This window comes from Eubacterium ramulus ATCC 29099, assembly GCF_000469345.1.
Taxonomy (GTDB): Bacteria; Bacillota; Clostridia; order Lachnospirales; family Lachnospiraceae; genus Eubacterium_I; species Eubacterium_I ramulus.
The window spans coordinates 1-21,282 of the sequence record NZ_KI271171.1 but is presented as its reverse complement, the minus strand read 5'-3'; the positions used below and the strand labels follow the sequence as shown (position 1 = coordinate 21,282).

The following is a 21,282-nucleotide window of genomic DNA, read 5'->3' as shown; positions in this document are numbered from 1 at the left end:
TCTCCATTCTCAATTCATATAGTTTAAATATTATAATTTCGGGCACCAAAAATACCTGTTCCGATTCTGACCATGGTAGCACCCTCTTCAATTGCAACTTCGTAGTCACCGCTCATTCCCATAGACAGAACATGCATATCTACATTATCAATGTTTTTCCGTTTGATGTCAACAGATAATTGACGGATTTGCTGAAAATATTTACGGTTATCTTCCGGATTTTCCACATAGGGTGCAATAGTCATCAGACCGCAGATATGAATATTCGGAAGTTTAGCAGCCGCCTCTACCAGTGCAATGGCTTCTTCTCGCGTAGTTCCGAATTTAGAAGCCTCTCCAGCAATGTTTACCTCAATGAGAATGTCTGTCGTAACCTCATGTTTTACGGACTGTGCACTGATTTCCTGTGCCAGGCGCAGGGAATCCACAGAATGAATAAGTGCAACTTTTCCCATCAGATATTTTACTTTATTTCGTTGCAGGTGCCCCAACATATGCCAGTGAATGTCCTTTGGCATCACTTCATATTTGTCCATCATTTCCTGTACTTTATTCTCACCAAAATCACGTACACCGGTATCATATACTTCCTGCAGCATCTCCACCGGTTTTGTCTTGCTGACTGCGATCAATGTAACTTCAGACCGCTCCCTGCCTGCACGCTTACATGCCTCTTCAACTTTTTTTTCAACTTCTTTTAAACTCTCAGTGACCACTTTTTTATCCTCCTGATTCTAATTTAAAAATTCGCCTTCATTTACGCCGGAACCATCCATCGCAATATGATCATACAATGAAATACCATATTTTGTTCCGGTTTTAACAATGGTATATTCTTCATTTTCTGCCAGCACATCGATCAGTCGGAACACCGCATAACCTTTGTCAACATTATAGACCCCTTTTCTTGTGTCTTTATCCTTAATGGTATACTGCTGTGTACTATTTGGCAGCTGTATGGTATCTCCGACTGACAGGGAGTCTTCCGATATATAATAAGTGTTATTTGCTTCATCACCATAATACAGATCGGTTGCAATAAATTCTGCCTTTTCTTTTCCATGTTTATCTTTAGTGATTTTTATTACACCACTGCTGAAAGAATTATCGCCTTTTCCGACATACTCTTTCGGGATAACAAGGAATTCTTTTTCAGCAATCGCAGTATTCGGCAATTTCAGACCCTTGCTTTCATCTGCTCCCAATTCAACTTCGATATAACGATCTGATAAGAACCGAATCATCGAATTGTTCAGATTCAACTGCAGGAAATACGTTCCGTCTATATTTCTGACATAAGTAGTCGCATTTGTCTCCGTATTGTCTTTGCGGAATTTTACATGCAGCACAAAGGAATCACTACCTTCACTGATTTTTTTCTGATACTCTTTTGCCTCTTTTTCCGTAATTGGCACCATCAGTGTCCAGTCCTCACTGGTTGCAATTTTGTACAATGCCTGACCCGAAGTAACCTGTGCATTTCCCTTGAGATTCGTTTTTACATAAGATGCCGGATTATACATCTCTGCCTTAAAATTATCTGCCGATACATCCTCATATCCATCTGTATACAAAGCCAGAATACCATCCACCGTCGTCCGCACAAAAGAAAATGTATTTTGCGACACTGCCTCTGTCGTTTTGTCTGTCAGACTATCCAGTGCATTTACATAAAGATTTTCCTGAATCTGTGCATTCACGCCCTCTTTGAATGAATATACATTATAAAACTGTGAACCGGAATAACCGGACACATAGGTCGTAATGGTATTCTGAATATTCAGCAGTTCTTCGTCTGACAGATTCGCTGTATCCATTCCTGCCTGTGATATTTCTTCTGAAATATTACCTGCCTTGTCCACGGAACAGATCAGATCGTTATAGCCTGCCTTATCTCCTTCTTTTTTATAATAATTGACAGAACCTGCATCACTTGCATAAAACACCTGTTCCGGGCGCAAGACAAGCCCGGTGTAGGATTTATTTTTTGCAATCTGACCATACTGTACTTCATATACAGCGATATTGTTCTGGGTCAGATATGAAATCAGATAAATAACAAAATATATAAATACAAACGCAAATATGATAATGCCGATATTCAGATGAAAGCGTCTGCGGTATGGTACAATTTTTCGTTTACGCCTCTTGCTCTTCATTTCGGTCTTCCTTTCTATGTTTCATCTTTTATTTTCTACCTGCCTCGGAAAAAGGCTGGAGCATATTTCATTTTCCCGCCATAGGGAAAATTTCCAAATGTGAATAAAAACTTCCTGAAATGGTAATACTATTTGTTGAAAAGGAGGAAGCATATGAATACAAAAATTCTGGATAACATTCTTCTTGCACTCGTTATTATTGGAGCCATCAACTGGGGACTCATCGGATTTTTCCGCTTCGATCTCGTTGCATTTCTATTTGGAACTATGAGTTGGTTCTCCCGTGTAATCTATGCACTGGTAGGAATCAGCGGTATCTACCTGATCAGTGTCTTTGGCCGTATCCGCTCCATGAAAGATGCATGAAGTTTATCGTAATTTCCACTCAAATGAAAAAGGTGTCTTAATGTTTTCCCCCATTAAGACACCTGATATTCGATGCTATTTCTATAAAGAAACAATCAGTCTGGCTTTTGCGCATTCAGGCAAATCTGCCTCATCTTTAGAAACACTTAAAACAAATTTAACATTGAATTTCTCACTGATGATATCGAGCTTCTCAATTGCATGCACCAACTGATCATCTGCAAGGTTTGCAATTGTAAGGAAACTGTCAAGATACATTTCCTGCAGATCATAATCCTGTGAAACAATACCACAAATAAATCCAAGGAATTCATCACAGTTGCTGATTGGATAGTCTCCTACATTAATCAAACGTACCTTATTTGATAACTCATGCATATGTTTCTGACTTTTATCCAGATATACAATATTACCGGAAGCGCTCTCTACAGATGTATTAACCTTATCCAATAAATATTTTGTTTTTCCTTTTCCCTTTTTACCGGCAATAATTTCAACCATAATTTTATCCTCCTACCTCTGCCTGATTCTTTCTATGTACAGATTCATAATTCTGAAAAAGAACCGGCTGTTTATGAATTCATTATAGTATATCCCCCATTAAAATACAACCGTTATTTCTAAAAATTCCATCTCATTCCTTTGAAAAATTTATGAGCAGTTCTGTCATAAGCGTATAAAGTTCTCTTTTCGAATTGCCCTTGAGAACCACTGAAATATATGGCTTTCCGCTGCTGTTTTTGCTGTATAAAACCAGACAGCTTCCAGCTGCTTCCGTAGTTCCGGTCTTGCCTCCGATCACAGTAACATTTTCCGGCATGCTGAAAGTACCTTTCAGATAGCCATTGGTATTAAACCAGGTCACATTGACCGGTGCACCGGATGCATCCATATAAGATGCATCATATTTTTTCGTGGAAATCAATTTGACAAAATGATCATTCTGAACAGCTGCATTAAAGATCAGATACAGATCATATGCCGTCGTATAGTGGTTTTCATCCGGAAGTCCATGCGCATTTACAAAATGAGACTGGGATGCACCCAGCGCAGCTGCTTCCTGATTCATAAGTTCAGCAAATTTTTCTACACTGCCTGATATATGCTCTGCGATGGCATTTGCCGCATCATTTCCACTGCAGAGCATCAGTCCATACAATGCCTGATCCAGTGTCAGGCTATCGCCGGGTTTCAGACCACAGATGGAAGAACCGCTCATCAGTGAAGTGATCGCCTCATTCGAAACCGTGATCACATCATCCAGATTTCCGTATTTCAAGGCAATGTATGCGGTCAGAATCTTTGTAGTGCTTGCCGGATACATTCGTTGATAAATATTCTGTGCATAAGTCACTACCTCATCTTCCACAGAAAATACACCCGCACTCTGTGCGAATGCTGCATCAATGCCATCTGTGGCAGAATTCTCCGTACCGCCGACGCACAGATTCTCAGCCAGAAGTTCCGGTGCTGCCGACGCGCTGCTTTCCGTCAGTGCATAATTGTCGGAGGTCTCATACAGCTGATATGCCTCCGCAACATCTGACCGCTGCGTACAGCCTGTCAGCAATAATAACGCCAGTATGAGCACCGGCAACAGGATTTTATATTTATTTGTACATTTCACGCCAGTCAAGATCTCCTCTATCTAATGAATGAATTAATAATTCTGCCGTAGCCAGATTGGTCGCCAGCGGAATATTATGTGTATCACACAAACGAACAATACTGTCCACATCCGGTTCATGTGATTTTAAATTCTGCGGATCACGCAGAAAAATAACCAGGTCAATATAGTTGTTCTCAATGTCAGCCCCAAGCTGCTGGGATCCTCCCAGCTGTCCGGTCAGATATTTATGCACGGACAGATTGGTAGCTTCCTCTACCAGCCGTCCCGTAGTACCGGTGGCATACAGCGAATTCCGTCCGAGAATCCCTCTGTACGCAATACAAAAGTTCTGCATTAATTTTTTCTTTGAGTCATGTGCGATAAGTCCGATGTTCATTATTCTATGTCCCCCAATCCGTGATATTTTCTAGCCTGCAGACCCACATTAAGTACCAGTCCCAGACCAATAAACAAACTCATAAGCGATGTCAGACCGTAGCTGACAAATGGCAAAGGCAATCCTGTGTTTGGCATCAGACCGGTCGTTACACAGATATTGATAAAACTCTGAAATCCGATCAATGCCGCCATACCGCAGCAAATCAGCCTGCCCCCCAGATCCTTAGCATTTTTTGCAATTAGTATACACTCAAAAACAATCAAAAGCAATAATACAATTACAATCACGCATCCGATAAATCCCAGCTCTTCCCCAACAACAGCAAAAATAAAATCTGTCTGAGGTTCCGAAATGAAGTTTCCGTTTTTCATGGAAGCGATTGAACTGTTATTCAGCCCTTTTCCCCACAACTGTCCGGATCCGATAGCCATGATCGAATTCTGTTGCTGATATGCGTCATCCGCATATTTGGATGGCTGCAGCCAGGAATAAATTCGTTTGTACTGATATTCATTCAACGGTAATGCATGTTTCAGGATCAGAATGATTCCGATGATACTTGTCGGAACTCCCAGTGCCAATACGCCTGCTACTATTTTATAACTTAATCCTGCAACAAACAAGAGGGTAATAAAAATCATTGTCGTTGCGATCGTCGTAGACAGATCCGGTTCCTTTACAATCAGTAACAGCGGAATGCCTGCAAGAATCAGGCTGAAGGCGAGGGTCTTCCATGTATTCAGCTGATCCTGATATTTCATAAAAAAACCTGCAAAAAAAACAATCAGCAGAATCTTACAAAATTCGGAAGGCTGAAACTTAAAACTGCTTGTCACCTGAATCCAACGGGTTGCGCCTCCGGTATTGTCTCCAACTCCCGGAATAAATATCACGGCAAGCAATACAACAGCCAGCAAATAAATCGGTCTGCGAAATTTTAATATTGTATTATAATCAATCAGCGATATGATCACCATCGCGATAAGTCCGCCGATCAGACCGACAATCTGTTTATTTTGAACGGAAGGTTTTGCACTTCCGACTACCATAACGCCGATAATGCACAGTATCACTACATATGCAATCAGCCGAAATCTGTAGTTTTTTAATTTGTATTGCTTAAACATAAAAATCCTCCGATTTTTTATCCTGTTATGTATTTTTTCTTCCAGCCATTTCGCTGTTTTCGCTGATGTCTGTGCCGATGTTCAAATCTGGGCAACATAATTTCTTCTCCCAGCAGCCTGCGGCAGATTCTCGCGTATGCCTGTCCTGCCACAGTCGCTGTGCCGGCCAGTGGATTTCCGTTATTTGTGGAAATCACTACCTGTTCATCATCACATACAGCACCGATGATATCCACGCATAAAATGTCTGATATATCTTTCAGATTCAGCATCTGTCCCTGACGGATCATATCCGGCCGAATTCGATTTACAATCAGGTTGATATCCGGAATCTCTGCAGAAACCAGAAGCCCGATGACCCGGTCTGCATCCCGGATGGCCGAAATTTCAGGTGTCGTTACTACCAATGCCCGATCAGCTCCGGCAACCGCCGTCTGGAATCCCTGTTCAATCCCTGCCGGACAGTCCAACAGAATATAATCATAATCCTCCCGCAATTCCTGTAATAATTTCAACATCTGTGCTGGTTTCACAGCACTCTTGTCCCGGGTCTGGGAGGCAGGGATCAGATACAGGCCCGTAAACTGCCGGTCACGGATGATTGCCTGCCGGATCCGACAGTTTCCTTCCACAACATCCACCAGATTATAAAAAATCCTGTGTTCCAGTCCCATCACTACATCCAGATTTCGAAGTCCGATGTCTGTATCAATCATTAACACTTTCTTCCCAAGCAGACTTAGACCTACGCCAAGATTGGCTGTAGTCGTTGTCTTGCCGACGCCGCCTTTTCCGGATGTCACAACAATAATCTCACACATACAAAAGATACCTCCTGTCATTTTTTCATCTGCTATCTTTTGTAATGTATTCTGCTTTGCTAATCACCAAAGCTATTGGATGAACTGCCGACATTTGTTGCCTGACCGTTCAGCAGTTCTTCTTCTGTATTCTGCTTAAAGTAGTATTTCAACACCTGGTCTACAAATACACAGGCATTGCTTGATCCATATCCGTATGCAATTCGTGTTGCAATCGCAATCTGCGGAGAATCTGTCGGTGCATAGCCAACAAACAACGCATGGTTCGGACGTTTTTCATTTTCCTGCGCCGTACCTGTCTTACCAGCCAGAGATACCTGCAGATCGTTAAATTGATCATGTTCTCCTATTGCCATTTCCATACCACTGTGAAGATTCTGCCAGGTAGATGGTGACAGATCTGTAATCTGATTGTGAACCTGCGGTTCATAGGACTGTACGATATTGCCATTAGAATCTGTCACTTTATTCAGCAACGTCAGATCATAGACGGTTCCGTTGTTTGCAATGGCAGATACATAACGCGCCAGCTGTGCAGTAGTATAACTGTGATTACTCTGACCGATGGATGCATCAATTGGAAATTCATCCGCAATTTTCGGTGTTCCTTCCGGAATCTCAATATTTGTTTTGTCTGCAAGTCCAAACTCTGTGGCATATTTTGCAATTGCATTCAGACCTTTTTCTTCCTGATACGTATCACCGGACAAACTTAGACGATACGCTGTCTCAGCGAAGAAATAGTTACATGAATCGCGGATTGCCTGTGACACAGTAATGCTGCCATGGTTTCTCGGATATACCCAGCATTTCAATTTTAATCCCAGACGTTCAAAAATACCCGTGTCTGTGATCACCGTTTCCGGATCAATGGCGCCTTCTGACAGACCAGCCGATGCTGTTACCATTTTAAAAGTAGAACCCGGTGCTGTCGTCTGCTGTGTTGCATTATTATACAATGGCAGAGAACCATCCTGCAGCAAGGAATTATAATAAGCAGAATCCATATTGTTTGCCAGCCGGTTGCTGTCATACCCCGGATAGCTGACACTTGCCAGCAGTTCTCCGGTGTTTGGATTCATAATGATGCAGGACCCGGTACATGGATCCAGTGCAAGCTGTGCAGGCGTGATCTCCATATTCTGAATCTTATTTTTCAAGAAAGTAAATGCACTGGTTGAGCCATTTTTCAGACTTGCTGCAGCACTATCATCCGCTGCCAGAACTCCCTGTTCATATAAGATCAGACACAACTGACTTCCAGTTATCTTATCATTATAAATGAGATATTTATAAACGATCTTGTCGAAAGCAGTGTTGTTTTTCAGCTGTTCTGTCACATAGGACATCAGCTGCGCATAAACTTCACTTGTATCTGCATACTTCTCGTTCAGATCAAATGCTGTAATATTGATCCAGGAAGCATCAATGGCATGCCGCAAATATTCCTGCACAGAAATCTTGCCATCTTTCCAGTTTTGATATATCGTATCTGACGTGTCAATGGACGATGTGACAAACACCGACTTGTCCTGCAGCATTTTCACCACATAAGTAACCATTTCCTGCATTTCTTCCGAAAGATCATTATATGCGGTATCTGACTGCAAAATACCACTGATTTCTGACAGCACGGCTTCTTTTCTGTCTGAAAATGTCCGATAGACAGTTGCCTGTTCTGTACCATCTGGCGCATTTGCCATAGCGGATGTACTTATGACACTGTTTTCAATCAATGCATTGTAAACTTTATAAATTGGAATATACAGTTCTGAACTCTCACTTGTCTTTGCATTTATGATCTTAGAATTCAGAATCCCTGCCAGTTCCTGTTCCAGCAGATCGTATATCGCCATTTGAAGCGTCGCATCCAGAGACAGATACACATCATTTCCGGCAGAAGGCTCCTGATAATCTTTCTCATCCAGTACCTTACCGACATTATTTACATATACTGTCTCAGATCCTTTTTTTCCCTGAAGCTGAAGTTCCATCACCTGTTCAATCCCTGCTTTACCAACCACATCACTACGGTTGTAGGACTTATCCTGTTCATGCAGGGAATCATATTCCGAATCAGAGATTTTTCCGGTATAACCAAGAATATGGGAAAAATATTCCGGATAATCATACACACGCTTTGTATCCTCTCTGACTTCCACACCCTGAAGCTCTGATGCATGTTCCCGGATCATGGCAACTGTCTGATCTGACACATCCTCTGCGATACCGATGGCAATATATTTCTGATAAGAACTTAGATAAAGAGCATAACGGATCACCACAATCTGATAAGCACGATATCGATCATAGGTCTCAGTATCTATCGCAAATTTATTAAGCAGATACTCATACATCTGTTCCGGTGTCGCTGCAGATTCGTCATACCCCAGTTTTGCATTATATTTCAGATCAGCCACTTTCTTTCTGCCGTAAATATCCCTGCGAAATCCGGCCAGTTCTGTTCCCTCAGATAAAAATGACAGTTCTCCGTCCGGATCCATATACAAATCCAGATCATTCACGATACTGTCCCCATTTTTTTCGATCATATCTATAAGGGTGCTGATTTCTGCATTCAGAAGTTTTGCACGCTCCTTATTATTGGCATAGGTTCCGTTGTCTTCCAGTGTCACTGTATAGGAAAGCTCATTATGTGCAAGAAGTACGCCATTCCTGTCATAAATATTTCCACGCGTACCTTCGATATCAATGGTTTTTTCAATTTTCATCATATAGTTATCCAGATAGTCAGATCCCTTGATGATCTGCAGGGTAAACAGATGCTGCAGAACAAATGTGAAAAGGCAAAGTATGACAACCCAAACCACAAATAACCGCGATGTAACAATTTTTACAATCCATTCTTTTAATTTATCAACCAAATTTTGCTGCACTCCTTCGTTCAATCGCCTCTAGTTTTTCATTGACTTTCAGTAAAATGAAATATAATAAAACGGACACGATCATTGTATATACCAGTTCCGGCAATATCGTATGAAACAGATAATAACCAAAGGAAAATCTGCCCCGGAACCAGAACAGGGAGAAATAAATCAGTAAATTACAGAAAAAATCACTGACAGCAATCAGCGCCAGCGGCAATTTTACCTCATCAGGGAAAAAAATCCGTTTAAAAAAACCGTTCATGTATCCAATATACATATAGATCAGTGCATAAAAGCCTATGACACTTCCAAACATCACATCCAGAAGAAGACCGGCGAAAAATCCCACAAACAGCCCTTCTTTCTTTCCGCGCATAAAACCAAATGAGGCCACTACAACGATCAGAAGATTGGGCGAAATTGAAGCGATGGCCAATGCTTTAAATACCGTACATTGCAAAAGGAAGCAGACAATGATCGTAATTGCCAGAACAATTTTTCTCCTCATAGTCTACTCCCCTCCCTGTTCATTTGTTGTATCAGTTGAGATGTCTTTTGTCTGCAAAATAACAAACACATCATCCAGGTGTTCAAAATCCACAATTGTCGCAATATGTCCTGATTTTGTCAGATTGTTGGAATCCGTTTTTATATCTGTAATATATCCAATGGGGATTCCTTCCAGAAACATATCGCTGATATTAGATGTTACAATCTGATCCCCAACCTTTGCCTGATCTTCTTTATCACGAAGATCATCAAAATCAATCAGACTGGATTCATTCATTGTTTTCAGACTTCCGCTTACCACACACAGATCCGATGTGGATAAGTTTCTGGCACTGACATTGCTGTTATCATCAATAATGGAACGTACTTTTGCATAATTCGGACCTACCTGAATAACAATACCTGCAAGACCACCATCTGCCAGCACATTCATTCCTACCGTAATACCATCATTGCTTCCCCGGTCGATGAGAAATACAGAAAACCAGTTTCCTGCATCCTTTCCAATGACATTTGCGGCAATTTTATCATAATCGGCATAATTCTGATCCATATCATACAGAGATTTCAGATTGTCCAGTTCTTCCTGATTCAACTGTACCTGATTCAGATTTTGCTGTGCATCTGCCAGCTGTGTCCGAAGTTCTTCATTTTCTTTTTCCAGACTTTTCTTTGTCCGCAGATGCCCCCGCAGGTTTGTCAGTCCGCTCCCAAGCTGGTTGACTCCCTTTTGCATCGGTGCAAGCACTGCCCCGGCTGCAGCAGAAACCGGTCCGGAACCGGAAGTTTTCAGACTGCAGCCGATGATGACAGCACAGAGAATCGTCATGATCAGCAGTACATATTTTGCTGGAAATTTGCTTTGTTTCTTTTTCCTCATACCATGCCTCTGCTATTTAAAAATTTTTGTACGCATGCTGTAAGACAGCCGTTTGAATTTATCATTGGTCACTACAAGGCTTAAACCACGTACCACCGTCTCATCCGGTTCTTCACAGGTATTTACTTTGATATTGGTGATATCTGTAAATAATTTGTCCATGTCTTTGATATTGGAGCCACCACCGGTTAGATAGATACCGGAATGGATAATATCCTTTGCAAGTTCCGGCGGAGTCTTCTCGAGAATCATTTTGATGGCATTGCAGATGGAGTTCAGGTTGTCTTTCATCGCCTCATATACTGTTTCTGCGGTAATCTCCATTTCGATCGGAAGTCCGCTTACCACATCAAGTCCGACAATAGTGTAACTTCCCTCTTCTCCCGGAAGCGCACTGCCGATATGCTCTTTTAACTGCATGGCAGTTTTCTGACCGATCACCAGATTAAAGTTTTTCTTGATATATGTGATAATAGATTCATCCAGACGGTTTCCTCCGAAGTGAAGAAGATCACTCAGTACCAGACCGCCAAGGGAAAGTACCGAAATCTCTGTGGTATCTGCCCCGATATCTACGATCATGATACCGGTAGGTTCATTTACATCCAAACCAAGTCCAACTGCATCCGCAATCGGTTTATCACACAATAATACAGACTTCGGTTTCATTTTGCTTTTAAAAAACAGGTCATAAAATGCTTTTTTCTCAACTTCTGTAATATCTGTCGGAACCGCAATAATAAATTCGGATCCTTTGACATGTCCCTTGACATTTTTCTCCAGAAGCTCCTGCACCATAGTCTGCATGTTATTATAATCTGCGATCACTCCGCCGGTAACCGGGAATGATACATTGATATTCTCCGGTGCTTTTTCATACATAGCATATGCTTCATCGCCATATGCATATAACTGATTCTTGTTAATAACCGCAATGGTATTTTTTTCTTTGATGATCTTGTTGCTGTGTTTGCTGAAAATTTTGATATTGCAGGTACCAAGATCAATTCCATATATATTTGCCATTATTCTCTCCCTTTCTCATATAAAATATCCTGCTCACAGAAGCTGAAATACTCATTATCGCCAATAATGATATGATCCATAAGTAAAATATCCAGTAATTCTCCACACTCTCGTATCTTTCTGGTAATCAGGATATCTTCCCTGCTCGGCTCCGGATTCCCACTGGGATGATTATGCAGGATTACGATGTATACCGCCTGTTCCTGTAGTGCCGCGCGATAAATATCCTTTGCAGAAATCAATGCTGCGTTGCTGGTTCCGACAGAAAGTAATCGCTCTCCAAGCAGCATTCCCTTACTGTCAAACATTGCCAGCATCAGCTGTTCTTTTCGTTCGTGCCGCATTTTTTCCATAAAATAGGATGCGATACTTTCCGGAGACTGCAGGGATATCTGCTTTTTGCGTTGTGTGACTGCAATCCGCCTTGCCAGTTCTCCGATACACTTCAACTGAACCGCTTTCACCGGTCCGATTCCACGGATACCGGTTAACTGTTCTGTATCCAATCGAATCAGGTTCAGCAGTCCGTCCGGACCTGCATTCAAAATACGATGAGCCAAATCGACACATCGTTCTCCCCTGCTTCCCGTGCGAATGATCACACTGATCAATTCTGCGTCTGATAAGGAACCGGCACCATACAGCAGACATTTTTCATACGGTCTCTCTGTATCCGGCAGTTCCTTTATTGTCAAATTTTTCTGCATAAACGTTCCTGTTCTACTCTCTCTATGCAGCCGTAGATATCATAGCATACTTTTTTTTTGCTGTATACCGAAAAAATAAGAAGTTTTTTTGTAATTCTCTTAAAATTTTATGAAGAACTTTTACAAGTCGGTAACATTTTGCACCTGAAAGTCTGTAGAAACAATTCCGGCATCCACCAGTTTCTGTAATGCCATCATAATGCCGAGTTTTGCATGATACCAGGTAAGACCGCCCTGGAAATATACAGCATATGGTGGTTTGATCGGTCCATCCGCACTCAGTTCAATGGATGATCCCTGTACAAAAGCACCTGCCGCCATAATTACCTGGCTGTCATATCCCGGCATATCCCATGGCTCCGGTGTCACATAGGAATCTACCGGTGCTGCCGCCTGGATACCCTGGCAAAACGCGATAACTCCCTCCGGGGAGCCAAATGTCACTGCCTGAATGATATCATGGCGGGATTCTGTACTGTCTGGTATAACCGGAAAACCAATTTTTTCAAAAATATTGGCAGCAAAAATTGCACCTTTTAACGCACCGGATACTACTGTCGGAGCCTGAAACAAGCCCTGATAAAAGCTCTGAATGACTCCCAGGGACGCTCCAACTTCTTTTCCAAGTCCAGGAGAAGTAAGGCGGTAGGCAGCATTGTCCACACACTCTTTCTTTCCAACGATATAACCGCCGATCGGTGCCAGTCCGCCGCCCAGGTTTTTGATCAGGGAACCTACGATCATGTCTGCACCGACTTCCAGCGGTTCCCGCTCCTCTACAAATTCACCATAACAATTGTCCACCATGCAGATCACATCCGGTTTGACGGATTTTACAAAAGCAATCAGGTCCCGGATACGATCCACAGACAGAGTCGGGCGTGTCTCATATCCTTTGGAACGCTGGATCGTTACTAGTTTTGTCTTTTCATTGATGGCAGCACGGATTCCCTCAAAGTCAAAATCACGATTATTTAACAGATCCACCTGGCGATAGGTAATGCCATACTCTGCCAGCGATCCCTTAGACGGGCGGATACCGATGACTTCCTCCAGCGTATCATATGGTTTTCCTACCGGAGAAAGTAACTCATCTCCCGGACGCAGATTCGACATCAACGCCAGTGCCAGTGCGTGTGTTCCACAGGTTATCTGCGGCCGAACCAGTGCAGCCTCACCGTGAAAACACTCTGCATACACTTCTTCCAGGGTATCACGACCAATATCATTATAGCCATAACCGCTGGTTGACTGGAAACACTCCGCACTTACCCTGCATTTCTGCATGGCGTGGATTACCTTTAACTGATTGTACTCTGCTATTTCATCTATTTTCGCAAATCGCTCTTTTAATGTTTTCTCAATCTCTGTTCCATAATTATATACTTCTTCTGTAATACCAAGTTCCAGGTATTTCTGTTTCATCACTTCTTCTGTCATAACCATCCTCCAGCTGTAATATTTTTTAAAATGTCATCCAGAATTCTGGAATCATCATAATCATAATCCGGTTTGTTCAGCCAGATAACATCCCGTTCCCTGCGAAACCATGTCAGCTGACGTTTTGCAAAATGCCGGGTATCCCGTTTCAGCAGATATACGGCTTCTTCATAGGAAATCTCGCCTTCCAACCAGGAAAGTATTTCTTTATAGCCAAGCCCCTGCATAGAAACCATCCCTTTGTGGCAGCCCTGTGCACGCAGACGTTTCACTTCTTCCACCAGTCCGGCTTCCAACATCAGATCCACCCGGTGGTCAATGCGCTCATATAGATGTGCACGTTCGTCTGTCAGAACGAAATACCGAAAATCATATGGAGATTCTTTTGCCCGTTCTTCTTCGTTGTGTCTGGAAATTGGTTCGCCGGTCTTTTCAAAATACTCCAGTGCACGGATTGTCCGTTTCACATTATTGGCATGGATCATCTCTGCTGAAACCGGATCCACCTGACGGAGCATTTCATGAAGATATGCATTTCCATGTTCCTCTGCCAGCTGTGCATAATGATTCCGCAGTGCTGTATCTTCGTCCTGCTCTGTAAAATCAATATCATACAGCAATGCCTGGATATAAAAACCGGTTCCGCCGGCAATGATCGGGATCTGTTTTTTTTCATAAATCTCCTGCAGGGCTTCTTTTGCCATTTCCTGAAACCGTACCACATGGAACTCATCCTCCGGAGCCAGCACATCAATCAGATAATGCGGTACCCCCTGCATTTCCTCCGGTGTTACTTTGGCAGAACCAATATCCATGCCTCTGTACACCTGCATGGAATCTGCCGAAATTACTGCCCCGTTGATTTTTTTTGCCAGCGCAATAGACAGCTCCGTCTTTCCTACCGCCGTCGGACCGGTCAAAATTAATAATGGTCGTTTTTTCTTTTCATTCATCATATACTTATACAATTCTCTTAAATTTTTTCTCTATCTCATATTTGGTCATCGATACGATGACCGGTCTGCCATGAGGACAGAAATACGGATTTTCCAGTGTCAGAAGTTCATCGATCAGATGCTCAATCTCTGGTCTGGAAAGCTTCTGATTCCCTTTCACTGCTGCTTTGCAGGACATACTTGCGATTTTTTCCACTACAAGATCCGGCGTATCTTTCTCAGACATATTACCCAGACCATCCATAAGTTCCAATAACAGACTCTGACCGTTCAATCCGTACAGATTTCCCGGAACCGCATTCACAGCATATTCTTTTCCACCGAAATATTCAATCTCATAACCAAGTTTTTCAAACTCCGGCAGGAACTTTTTCAACAATACTTCCTCCTGCATAGTAAGAGATAAAATGATAGGTGGGCTGATCATCTGGGAAGTAAACTCTTTCTCCCTGTAAGCTTTCATCGTTCGCTCAAACAGCACTTTTTCGTGGGCTGCATGCTGATCGATCATATAAAACTGCTCCTGATATTCTACGAGCCAGTAAGTTTCAAACAATTGTCCGATGATACGATGATGCGGTCTTGCCTGTTTTGATAAAAGTTTCCACTCCTGCTTGCTTTTCAGATCGGCATCGCTGAAATCCGATCCTCCCGTATCCGCCTGTTCCTCTGCTTTCTGCTCCGCTGTATCAAACAAAGTCTGCTGTAATGCATGCTCTGCCAGAACCTCCTGCGAATCTGTATTCACACTCTCCGGAAAAAATACTTCACCATTTTTTTCCTGTTTCTGTGTCTCTGAGGAATCCGTTTTCTCTTCGCAAAGCACTTTCTGTTCTACAGGAAATGACCCTGGGTATTCTGTTCCATAGGTAATCTGTTCACGCAGAACGGAGGCTTGCCCTGCTGTCTCCTGTCCTGAAGTTCCGGTCTCCGGTCTGTTCCGCTCCGGGTATTTCCGCTCGTACGGACTATCCTTTGCCACGGCTGCCCGCAGCCGTTCCAGACGTTTTTGTTCAAAAGGCTCCGGTGCTTCCTGGGGTTGGATCTGGGGGCGCCTTTCCTGTTTCTTTTCTTCATGAACTGTAACTTTCGGAATGAGTTCGCTTTCCCGCAACCGTGTCGACAGCAATGCTGCCAGCTGCTGATACAAAATTTCTCCATTGGAAAAACGCAGTTCCATCTTGTTTGGATGTACGTTGACATCCACCAGGGTACCGTCCAGAGAAATCGTCAGCACTGTAAACGGATATTTGTGTTGCATCATAAATCCCCGGTATCCATCTTCCAGTGCTTTTGCAATCAAAGTGCTTTTGATATATCGTCCATTGATAAAATAACTTTCAAAATTCCGGTTGCCTCTTGCAATGATCGGCTTTCCGATAAAACCATCCACAGAAAATCCCTCATATTCCGCGTGAATTTCCAGCAGATTTGCCGCAATATCTCTTCCATAAATGTGGTAAATGATATCCTTCAGTTTTCCATTTCCGGAAGTATGCAAACGGATCTGACCGTTGTTAATAAATTTAAAGGAGATTTCCGGATGAGACAATGCGATGCGTTCCATCAGATCATTGACATATCCTGCCTCAGTCTGGGCTGACTTTAGGAATTTACGCCGCACCGGAGTGTTGTAAAACAGATTTTTCACCAGAAATGTAGTCCCATTCGGTGCACCAATCTCTGCCAGAGAAACTTCTTTTCCCCCCTCGATCAGATATCTGCTGCCGGTAAACTGCTCCGGCGTCTTTGTAATCAGTTCCACCTGTGCCACCGCCGCGATACTGGACAAAGCCTCACCGCGAAATCCCAGGGAAGAAATCCGCACCAGATCTTCTACTTTACGGATCTTACTGGTGGAATGACGGTAAAAAGCAATCGGGATCTGTGCAGCTTCGATACCGCAGCCATTATCAGTAATCCGGATCAGGGATGTTCCACCCTCTTTGATTTCCACCGTGATTGCTGTCGCCTTCGCATCAATAGCATTCTCCACCAGCTCCTTAACAACAGAAGATGGCCGCTCCACAACTTCTCCGGCAGCAATCTTATCAATGGTCTGTTCATCTAATACTTCTATCTGTGGCATATGTGCCTCCTACCAACGGTTTTTGATTTTATTCTGAATCTCATATAATTTGTTCATTGCTTCAAAAGGTGTCATATTTGTCAGATCAATAGCACGAATCTCATCAATGATATCATCATCTTTCACCGTGTCAAACAATGACATCTGTGCCAGATCCACATCATCCGGATGTTTCTGCTTTGCTTTATGCTGTGTGGGTATCTCCGGAAGATTCGCTGCCAGATTACTCATATTCGCACGCTCCAGTTCCTCACAGATAACTTTTGCCCGCTCAATGACCGGATCCGGAACACCTGCCAGCTTTGCCACCTGAATACCATAACTGCGATCTGCTCCACCGGATACGATTTTACGAAGGAATACAATATCATCACCTTTTTCCTTCACAGCAATACAGTAATTATTGACATTGGAAAGTTTTCCTTCCAACTCTGTCAGCTCATGATAATGTGTGGCAAACAACGTCTTGGCTCCAAGAATTTTCGGATTACTGATGTATTCCACTACCGCCCATGCAATAGACAATCCGTCAATCGTACTTGTTCCCCTGCCAATCTCATCCAGGATCAACAAACTGCTGCCTGTGGCATTTCGCAGGATATTTGCCACTTCATTCATTTCCACCATAAAAGTACTCTGTCCGGACGCAAGATCATCGGATGCCCCTACACGGGTAAAAATACGGTCTACGATACCGATATTCGCACTCTGTACCGGGACAAAACTTCCAATCTGTGCCATCAGTACAATCAGGGCATTCTGACGCATATAGGTTGATTTTCCGGCCATATTTGGTCCGGTGATAATAGCAATCCGGTTATTTTTATTATCCAGATAGGTGTCATTAGCGATAAACATATCGTTATCGATCATTTTTTCCACCACCGGATGACGGCCGCCCTTAATATCCAGAACACCTTTTTCATTGATTTTTGGTCTTGCATAATTGCTCTGCTCTGCCACCACAGCCAGAGAGGCAAATACATCAAGACCCGCTATCGCTTTTGCCGTATGCTGGATCCGCACCACCTGATCGGCAATGGTATTTCGGATCTGACAGAAAATATCATATTCCAAAGCCGTCAGCTTATCTTCTGCACCGAGAATCGTTTCCTCCAATTCTTTCAATTCCGGTGTGATATAACGCTCCGCATTGGTCAGAGTCTGCTTTCTTGTATAATATTCCGGCACAAGATCTTTGTATGAATTCGTCACTTCCAGATAATAACCAAATACTTTGTTAAATTTGATCCGCAGATTTTTGATACCTGTCTTTTCCCGTTCTTCCTCTTCGATTTTTGCCAGCCAGTTTTTTCCCTCTGTTTTGGCATTCCGTAAATGATCCACCTGTTCATTATATCCGCTCTTGATCATACCGCCCTCCCGGATGGAAATCGGCGGTTCCTCTTCAATGGAAGCACAGATCAGTTCATAAATATCTTTCAGATCATCCAGTTGTTCATCCAGTTCCATCAGTAACGGGCTTTCAAAATCCTGTAACAATGTCTTAATGGCAGGAAGCATCTCCAACGAAGACCGAAAGGCAATCAGATCCCTTGGATTCGCAGTCTGATATACTACCCGGCTGATCAGGCGCTCCAGATCATAAATCGGATTCAGGTATTCGCGCAGCTCTTCCCTTCCAATCATATTGCCCTTCAGTTCTTCCACTGCATCCAGCCGTGCCTCGATCTGTTTTTTGTCAATCAGTGGCTGTTCCAGATAAGCACGCAGCAGACGGGCACCCATAGCTGTTTTTGTCTTGTCCAGCACCCATAGAAGGGAACCACGTTTTTGTTTTTCCCGCAGTGTCTCTACAAGCTCCAGATTCCTCCTGGTAGAACTGTCCAGTACCATGAATTTACCAGTGGAATACGGTTCAATGGCAGTCATATGATCCAGTGTTGTCTTCTGTGTCTCATACAAATACTTTAACAACGCACCCGCAGCGATCACACCACAGTTATAATCTGCCAGTCCCAATCCATCCAGCGATGCCACATGAAAATGCTCCTGCAATGTAGTTACCGCAAGTTCATCACCAAAATACCAGGCGTCCAGCGCATAAATTGTAATACCAAGCCTGTGCCGCAGATCTTCCAGATCAATCCCACTCACAAAAAAAGCTTCATTTGATATAATCTCGGACGGCATATATTTGCTGATCTCATCCAGAAGTTTCCGTTCAGAATCCAGTTCCGTCACATAGTACGCACCTGTGGTGACATCTGCCACAGACACTCCATATTTATTGTCAACATACACCACACACATGATGTAATTATTTTTTGTTTCATCCAAGGCATAGGTATCCAGATTGGTGCCCGGAGTTACAATTCTGGTCACTTCCCGCTTCACCAGACCTTTTGCCTGTTTTGGGTCTTCCACCTGTTCACAAATGGCTACCTTATAGCCCTTGGATACCAGTTTGTTCAGATATCCCTCCACAGCATGGAAAGGAACTCCGCACATCGGTGCCCGTTCTTTCAGACCACAGCTTTTTCCGGTCAGCGTGATTTCCAGCTCCCGGGATGCTGTCAGTGCATCTTCAAAAAACATTTCATAAAAATCACCCAGACGGTAAAACAGAATACAATCTTTGTATTCCTGCTTTGTCTCCATGTATTTCTGCATCATGGGTGTCAGTTCGTCTATATTTATCTCCATTTATTTCATCTCCTGCTGTATCACTGCCTCTGCCACTTTCAAACCGTCCATGGCGGCTGACATAATACCCCCCGCATAACCGGCACCCTCGCCGCAGGGGTACAACCCACGGATTTCACTTTGGAAACACGCATCTCTGTGAATCCGCACAGGGGAAGAGGTCCGGCTTTCCACACCGCTCAGAATGCTGTCGTCACGGTTAAATCCGCGGATTTTCCGCCCGAAAGATTCCATCCCCTCACAAAATGCCTCATTCACTGCTTCCGGAAACAGCGTCCGCAGATTTGCAAAAGCATGCTGACCTTTTATACAACTTTCAAAAGAACCATAACCGGTGCTTTTTTTGTTCTCCTTAAAATCTGCATACAGCTGTTGTGGAACTTTGCCTTCTGCAAGCTTCCATGCAGCTTCTTCCAATTTCCGCTGAAACACTACGCCGGAAAGCGGATGATCCGGTTTTGGAAAATCTTCCGGTGTCACAGAAATAATAATGGCACTGTTGGCATTTTTGCTGTCACGGCTGCGGTAGCTCATGCCGTTGACTGCCAGCCGGCCTTCTTCGGAAGATGCATTCACCACATAACCACCCGGGCACATACAAAAAGAATATACACCTCTTCCATTGGAAGACTGATGCGTTACTTTATAAGCTGCTGTCGGAAGCAACGTCATATCTGCATTCCTGCCATACTGACTTTCATTGATCATATCCTGTGGATGCTCTACACGCATGCCTACGGCAAAAGATTTTGCCATCATCGGTACCTTTCGTTCATACAGCATTTCAAACGTATCCCTGGCGCTGTGACCAATTGCAAGGATCACACCGGATACGTCTTTCCATTCTTTGTGATTCAGCTCAATCTTTGAAATCCGTCCGTCCTCTATATGTAAATCTGTCACTTTTGTTGAAAAATGAAATGTTCCCCCCAACCGGATGATTTCCTGCCGCATCCGGCTGATCACATCCCGCAGCACATCTGTTCCTACATGAGGTTTTGCAACATATAAAATATCTTCCGGCGCACCAAACTTTACAAATGTCTCCAGTACATAGCGGCTGCGTCCAAATTTATCTTTCACCAGTGTATTCAGCTTTCCATCTGAAAAGGTACCGGCACCACCTTCTCCAAACTGCACATTTGACTCCGGATCCAGTGCACCCCCGTTCCAGAAATCTTCCACATCCTGCTGTCGTTCTTCCACTGCTCTGCCTCGCTCATAGATATGCGGACAGTAACCACGTTGAGCCAGCAGATAAGCTGCAAACAGACCTGCCGGTCCTGCACCGATCACAGCCATTTGCTCACGCTTTTCAGAAAGTAGTTCTTTCCTTCCCGGAATCTGATAAACCACCGGTTTCAGTTCCTGTACATGGGCATGATTTTTCCGGATTTTCTGATGTTCATCCACCACTAACTGTACCGTATATGTATAACTGAGGGCATCTTTTTTTCTGGCATCCACGGACTGCTTCATAATTTGCATGGACTGCACTTTTTTCATCGGAATCTGTGCCAAAGCACATGCCTTCTGAAAAATTTCTTCCTTTGTATGTGCCAACGGAACAGATATCTGTGACACACGAATTACTTTTTTCATACAATTCTTGTATGATAATTAGGAAGTTAATTATC

18 protein-coding genes are annotated in these 21,282 nt (G+C 43.2%); 1 reads left to right on the top strand and 17 read right to left on the bottom strand.

All coding sequences use genetic code 11. From position 1 onward, the window contains the following. Positions 1 to 23: 23 nt before the first annotated feature. Positions 24 to 716 carry a YggS family pyridoxal phosphate-dependent enzyme gene (locus tag HMPREF0373_RS12815; protein ID WP_021740171.1) on the bottom strand — a complete coding sequence of 231 codons (693 nt, stop codon included), beginning with the start codon at positions 714 to 716 and terminating at the stop codon, positions 24 to 26. 18 nt (positions 717 to 734) lie between these two features. Then, positions 735 to 2,159: an HlyD family efflux transporter periplasmic adaptor subunit gene (locus HMPREF0373_RS12810; protein WP_021740170.1), complete on the bottom strand. Its 1,425-nt coding sequence runs from the start codon at positions 2,157 to 2,159 to the stop codon at positions 735 to 737. 153 nt (positions 2,160 to 2,312) lie between these two features. Between HMPREF0373_RS12810 and HMPREF0373_RS12805 the strand changes: the two genes are divergently transcribed. Then, positions 2,313 to 2,525 carry a DUF378 domain-containing protein gene (locus HMPREF0373_RS12805; protein WP_021740168.1) on the top strand — a complete coding sequence of 71 codons (213 nt, stop codon included), beginning with the start codon at positions 2,313 to 2,315 and terminating at the stop codon, positions 2,523 to 2,525. A gap of 81 nt (positions 2,526 to 2,606) precedes the next feature. Here HMPREF0373_RS12805 and HMPREF0373_RS12800 read toward each other — a convergent pair whose 3' ends face one another. The 15 genes from HMPREF0373_RS12800 to HMPREF0373_RS12730 form a co-directional block, all read right to left on the bottom strand. Beyond that, a complete protein-coding gene (locus HMPREF0373_RS12800; RefSeq protein ID WP_021740167.1) occupies positions 2,607 to 3,026 on the bottom strand; it encodes a hypothetical protein in 420 nt (139 codons plus the stop codon). A gap of 133 nt (positions 3,027 to 3,159) precedes the next feature. Continuing rightward, positions 3,160 to 4,152, bottom strand: coding sequence for a D-alanyl-D-alanine carboxypeptidase family protein (locus HMPREF0373_RS12795; RefSeq protein ID WP_021740166.1), 993 nt, complete (start codon positions 4,150 to 4,152; stop codon positions 3,160 to 3,162). Next, on the bottom strand, positions 4,136 to 4,531 hold the full coding sequence (locus tag HMPREF0373_RS12790; RefSeq protein ID WP_021740165.1) for a methylglyoxal synthase: 396 nt from the start codon (positions 4,529 to 4,531) through the stop codon (positions 4,136 to 4,138). The genes HMPREF0373_RS12795 and HMPREF0373_RS12790 overlap by 17 nt, the downstream gene beginning before the upstream one ends. Further along, positions 4,531 to 5,661: an FtsW/RodA/SpoVE family cell cycle protein gene (locus HMPREF0373_RS12785; protein WP_021740164.1), complete on the bottom strand. Its 1,131-nt coding sequence runs from the start codon at positions 5,659 to 5,661 to the stop codon at positions 4,531 to 4,533. The genes HMPREF0373_RS12790 and HMPREF0373_RS12785 overlap by 1 nt, the downstream gene beginning before the upstream one ends. A gap of 17 nt (positions 5,662 to 5,678) precedes the next feature. Next, positions 5,679 to 6,482, bottom strand: a complete 804-nt coding sequence (gene minD, locus HMPREF0373_RS12780) for a septum site-determining protein MinD (RefSeq protein ID WP_022036056.1) — start codon at positions 6,480 to 6,482, stop codon at positions 5,679 to 5,681. 59 nt (positions 6,483 to 6,541) lie between these two features. Next, entirely contained in the window at positions 6,542 to 9,367 is a 2,826-nt protein-coding gene (locus tag HMPREF0373_RS12775; protein WP_044964405.1) for a penicillin-binding transpeptidase domain-containing protein, read from the bottom strand. After that, a complete protein-coding gene (mreD, locus tag HMPREF0373_RS12770) occupies positions 9,360 to 9,878 on the bottom strand; it encodes a rod shape-determining protein MreD (RefSeq protein WP_021740161.1) in 519 nt (172 codons plus the stop codon). Before mreD ends, HMPREF0373_RS12775 begins: the two co-directional genes overlap by 8 nt. A 3-nt stretch (positions 9,879 to 9,881) precedes the next feature. After that, a complete protein-coding gene (gene mreC / locus HMPREF0373_RS12765; RefSeq protein WP_021740160.1) occupies positions 9,882 to 10,760 on the bottom strand; it encodes a rod shape-determining protein MreC in 879 nt (292 codons plus the stop codon). A 12-nt stretch (positions 10,761 to 10,772) separates the two neighbouring features. Continuing rightward, positions 10,773 to 11,786 carry a rod shape-determining protein gene (locus HMPREF0373_RS12760; RefSeq protein ID WP_021740159.1) on the bottom strand — a complete coding sequence of 338 codons (1,014 nt, stop codon included), beginning with the start codon at positions 11,784 to 11,786 and terminating at the stop codon, positions 10,773 to 10,775. Next, the gene (gene radC, locus HMPREF0373_RS12755; RefSeq protein ID WP_021740158.1) at positions 11,786 to 12,493 is read right to left on the bottom strand and encodes a RadC family protein; all 708 of its coding nucleotides are present in this window, start codon (positions 12,491 to 12,493) and stop codon (positions 11,786 to 11,788) included. Before radC ends, HMPREF0373_RS12760 begins: the two co-directional genes overlap by 1 nt. A 120-nt stretch (positions 12,494 to 12,613) precedes the next feature. Continuing rightward, the gene (locus HMPREF0373_RS12750; RefSeq protein ID WP_341348898.1) at positions 12,614 to 13,933 is read right to left on the bottom strand and encodes a methionine gamma-lyase family protein; all 1,320 of its coding nucleotides are present in this window, start codon (positions 13,931 to 13,933) and stop codon (positions 12,614 to 12,616) included. Further along, positions 13,930 to 14,889, bottom strand: coding sequence for a tRNA (adenosine(37)-N6)-dimethylallyltransferase MiaA (miaA, locus tag HMPREF0373_RS12745; RefSeq protein ID WP_021740156.1), 960 nt, complete (start codon positions 14,887 to 14,889; stop codon positions 13,930 to 13,932). The genes HMPREF0373_RS12750 and miaA overlap by 4 nt, the downstream gene beginning before the upstream one ends. 4 nt (positions 14,890 to 14,893) lie before the next feature. Next, positions 14,894 to 16,978, bottom strand: coding sequence for a DNA mismatch repair endonuclease MutL (gene mutL, locus HMPREF0373_RS12740; RefSeq protein ID WP_021740155.1), 2,085 nt, complete (start codon positions 16,976 to 16,978; stop codon positions 14,894 to 14,896). A 9-nt stretch (positions 16,979 to 16,987) separates the two neighbouring features. After that, the gene (gene mutS, locus HMPREF0373_RS12735) at positions 16,988 to 19,645 is read right to left on the bottom strand and encodes a DNA mismatch repair protein MutS (protein ID WP_021740154.1); all 2,658 of its coding nucleotides are present in this window, start codon (positions 19,643 to 19,645) and stop codon (positions 16,988 to 16,990) included. Beyond that, on the bottom strand, positions 19,646 to 21,247 hold the full coding sequence (locus HMPREF0373_RS12730) for an NAD(P)/FAD-dependent oxidoreductase (protein ID WP_021740153.1): 1,602 nt from the start codon (positions 21,245 to 21,247) through the stop codon (positions 19,646 to 19,648). Positions 21,248 to 21,282 lie beyond the last annotated feature (35 nt).

Bases quoted from the DNA above. Each gene is read 5' to 3' on its own strand.
- HMPREF0373_RS12805 (WP_021740168.1), top strand. From the start codon at position 2,313: ATGAATACAAAAATTCTGGATAACATTCTTCTTGCACTCGTTATTATT.
- mutL (WP_021740155.1), bottom strand. From the start codon at position 16,978: ATGCCACAGATAGAAGTATTAGATGAACAGACCATTGATAAGATTGCT.
- HMPREF0373_RS12730 (WP_021740153.1), bottom strand. From the start codon at position 21,247: ATGAAAAAAGTAATTCGTGTGTCACAGATATCTGTTCCGTTGGCACAT.
- mreC (WP_021740160.1), bottom strand. From the start codon at position 10,760: ATGAGGAAAAAGAAACAAAGCAAATTTCCAGCAAAATATGTACTGCTG.
- minD (WP_022036056.1), bottom strand. From the start codon at position 6,482: ATGTGTGAGATTATTGTTGTGACATCCGGAAAAGGCGGCGTCGGCAAG.
- HMPREF0373_RS12750 (WP_341348898.1), bottom strand. From the start codon at position 13,933: ATGACAGAAGAAGTGATGAAACAGAAATACCTGGAACTTGGTATTACA.
- radC (WP_021740158.1), bottom strand. From the start codon at position 12,493: ATGCAGAAAAATTTGACAATAAAGGAACTGCCGGATACAGAGAGACCG.
- miaA (WP_021740156.1), bottom strand. From the start codon at position 14,889: ATGATGAATGAAAAGAAAAAACGACCATTATTAATTTTGACCGGTCCG.
- HMPREF0373_RS12760 (WP_021740159.1), bottom strand. From the start codon at position 11,786: ATGGCAAATATATATGGAATTGATCTTGGTACCTGCAATATCAAAATT.
- HMPREF0373_RS12810 (WP_021740170.1), bottom strand. From the start codon at position 2,159: ATGAAGAGCAAGAGGCGTAAACGAAAAATTGTACCATACCGCAGACGC.
- HMPREF0373_RS12790 (WP_021740165.1), bottom strand. From the start codon at position 4,531: ATGAACATCGGACTTATCGCACATGACTCAAAGAAAAAATTAATGCAG.
- mreD (WP_021740161.1), bottom strand. From the start codon at position 9,878: ATGAGGAGAAAAATTGTTCTGGCAATTACGATCATTGTCTGCTTCCTT.
- HMPREF0373_RS12785 (WP_021740164.1), bottom strand. From the start codon at position 5,661: ATGTTTAAGCAATACAAATTAAAAAACTACAGATTTCGGCTGATTGCA.
- HMPREF0373_RS12800 (WP_021740167.1), bottom strand. From the start codon at position 3,026: ATGGTTGAAATTATTGCCGGTAAAAAGGGAAAAGGAAAAACAAAATAT.
- mutS (WP_021740154.1), bottom strand. From the start codon at position 19,645: ATGGAGATAAATATAGACGAACTGACACCCATGATGCAGAAATACATG.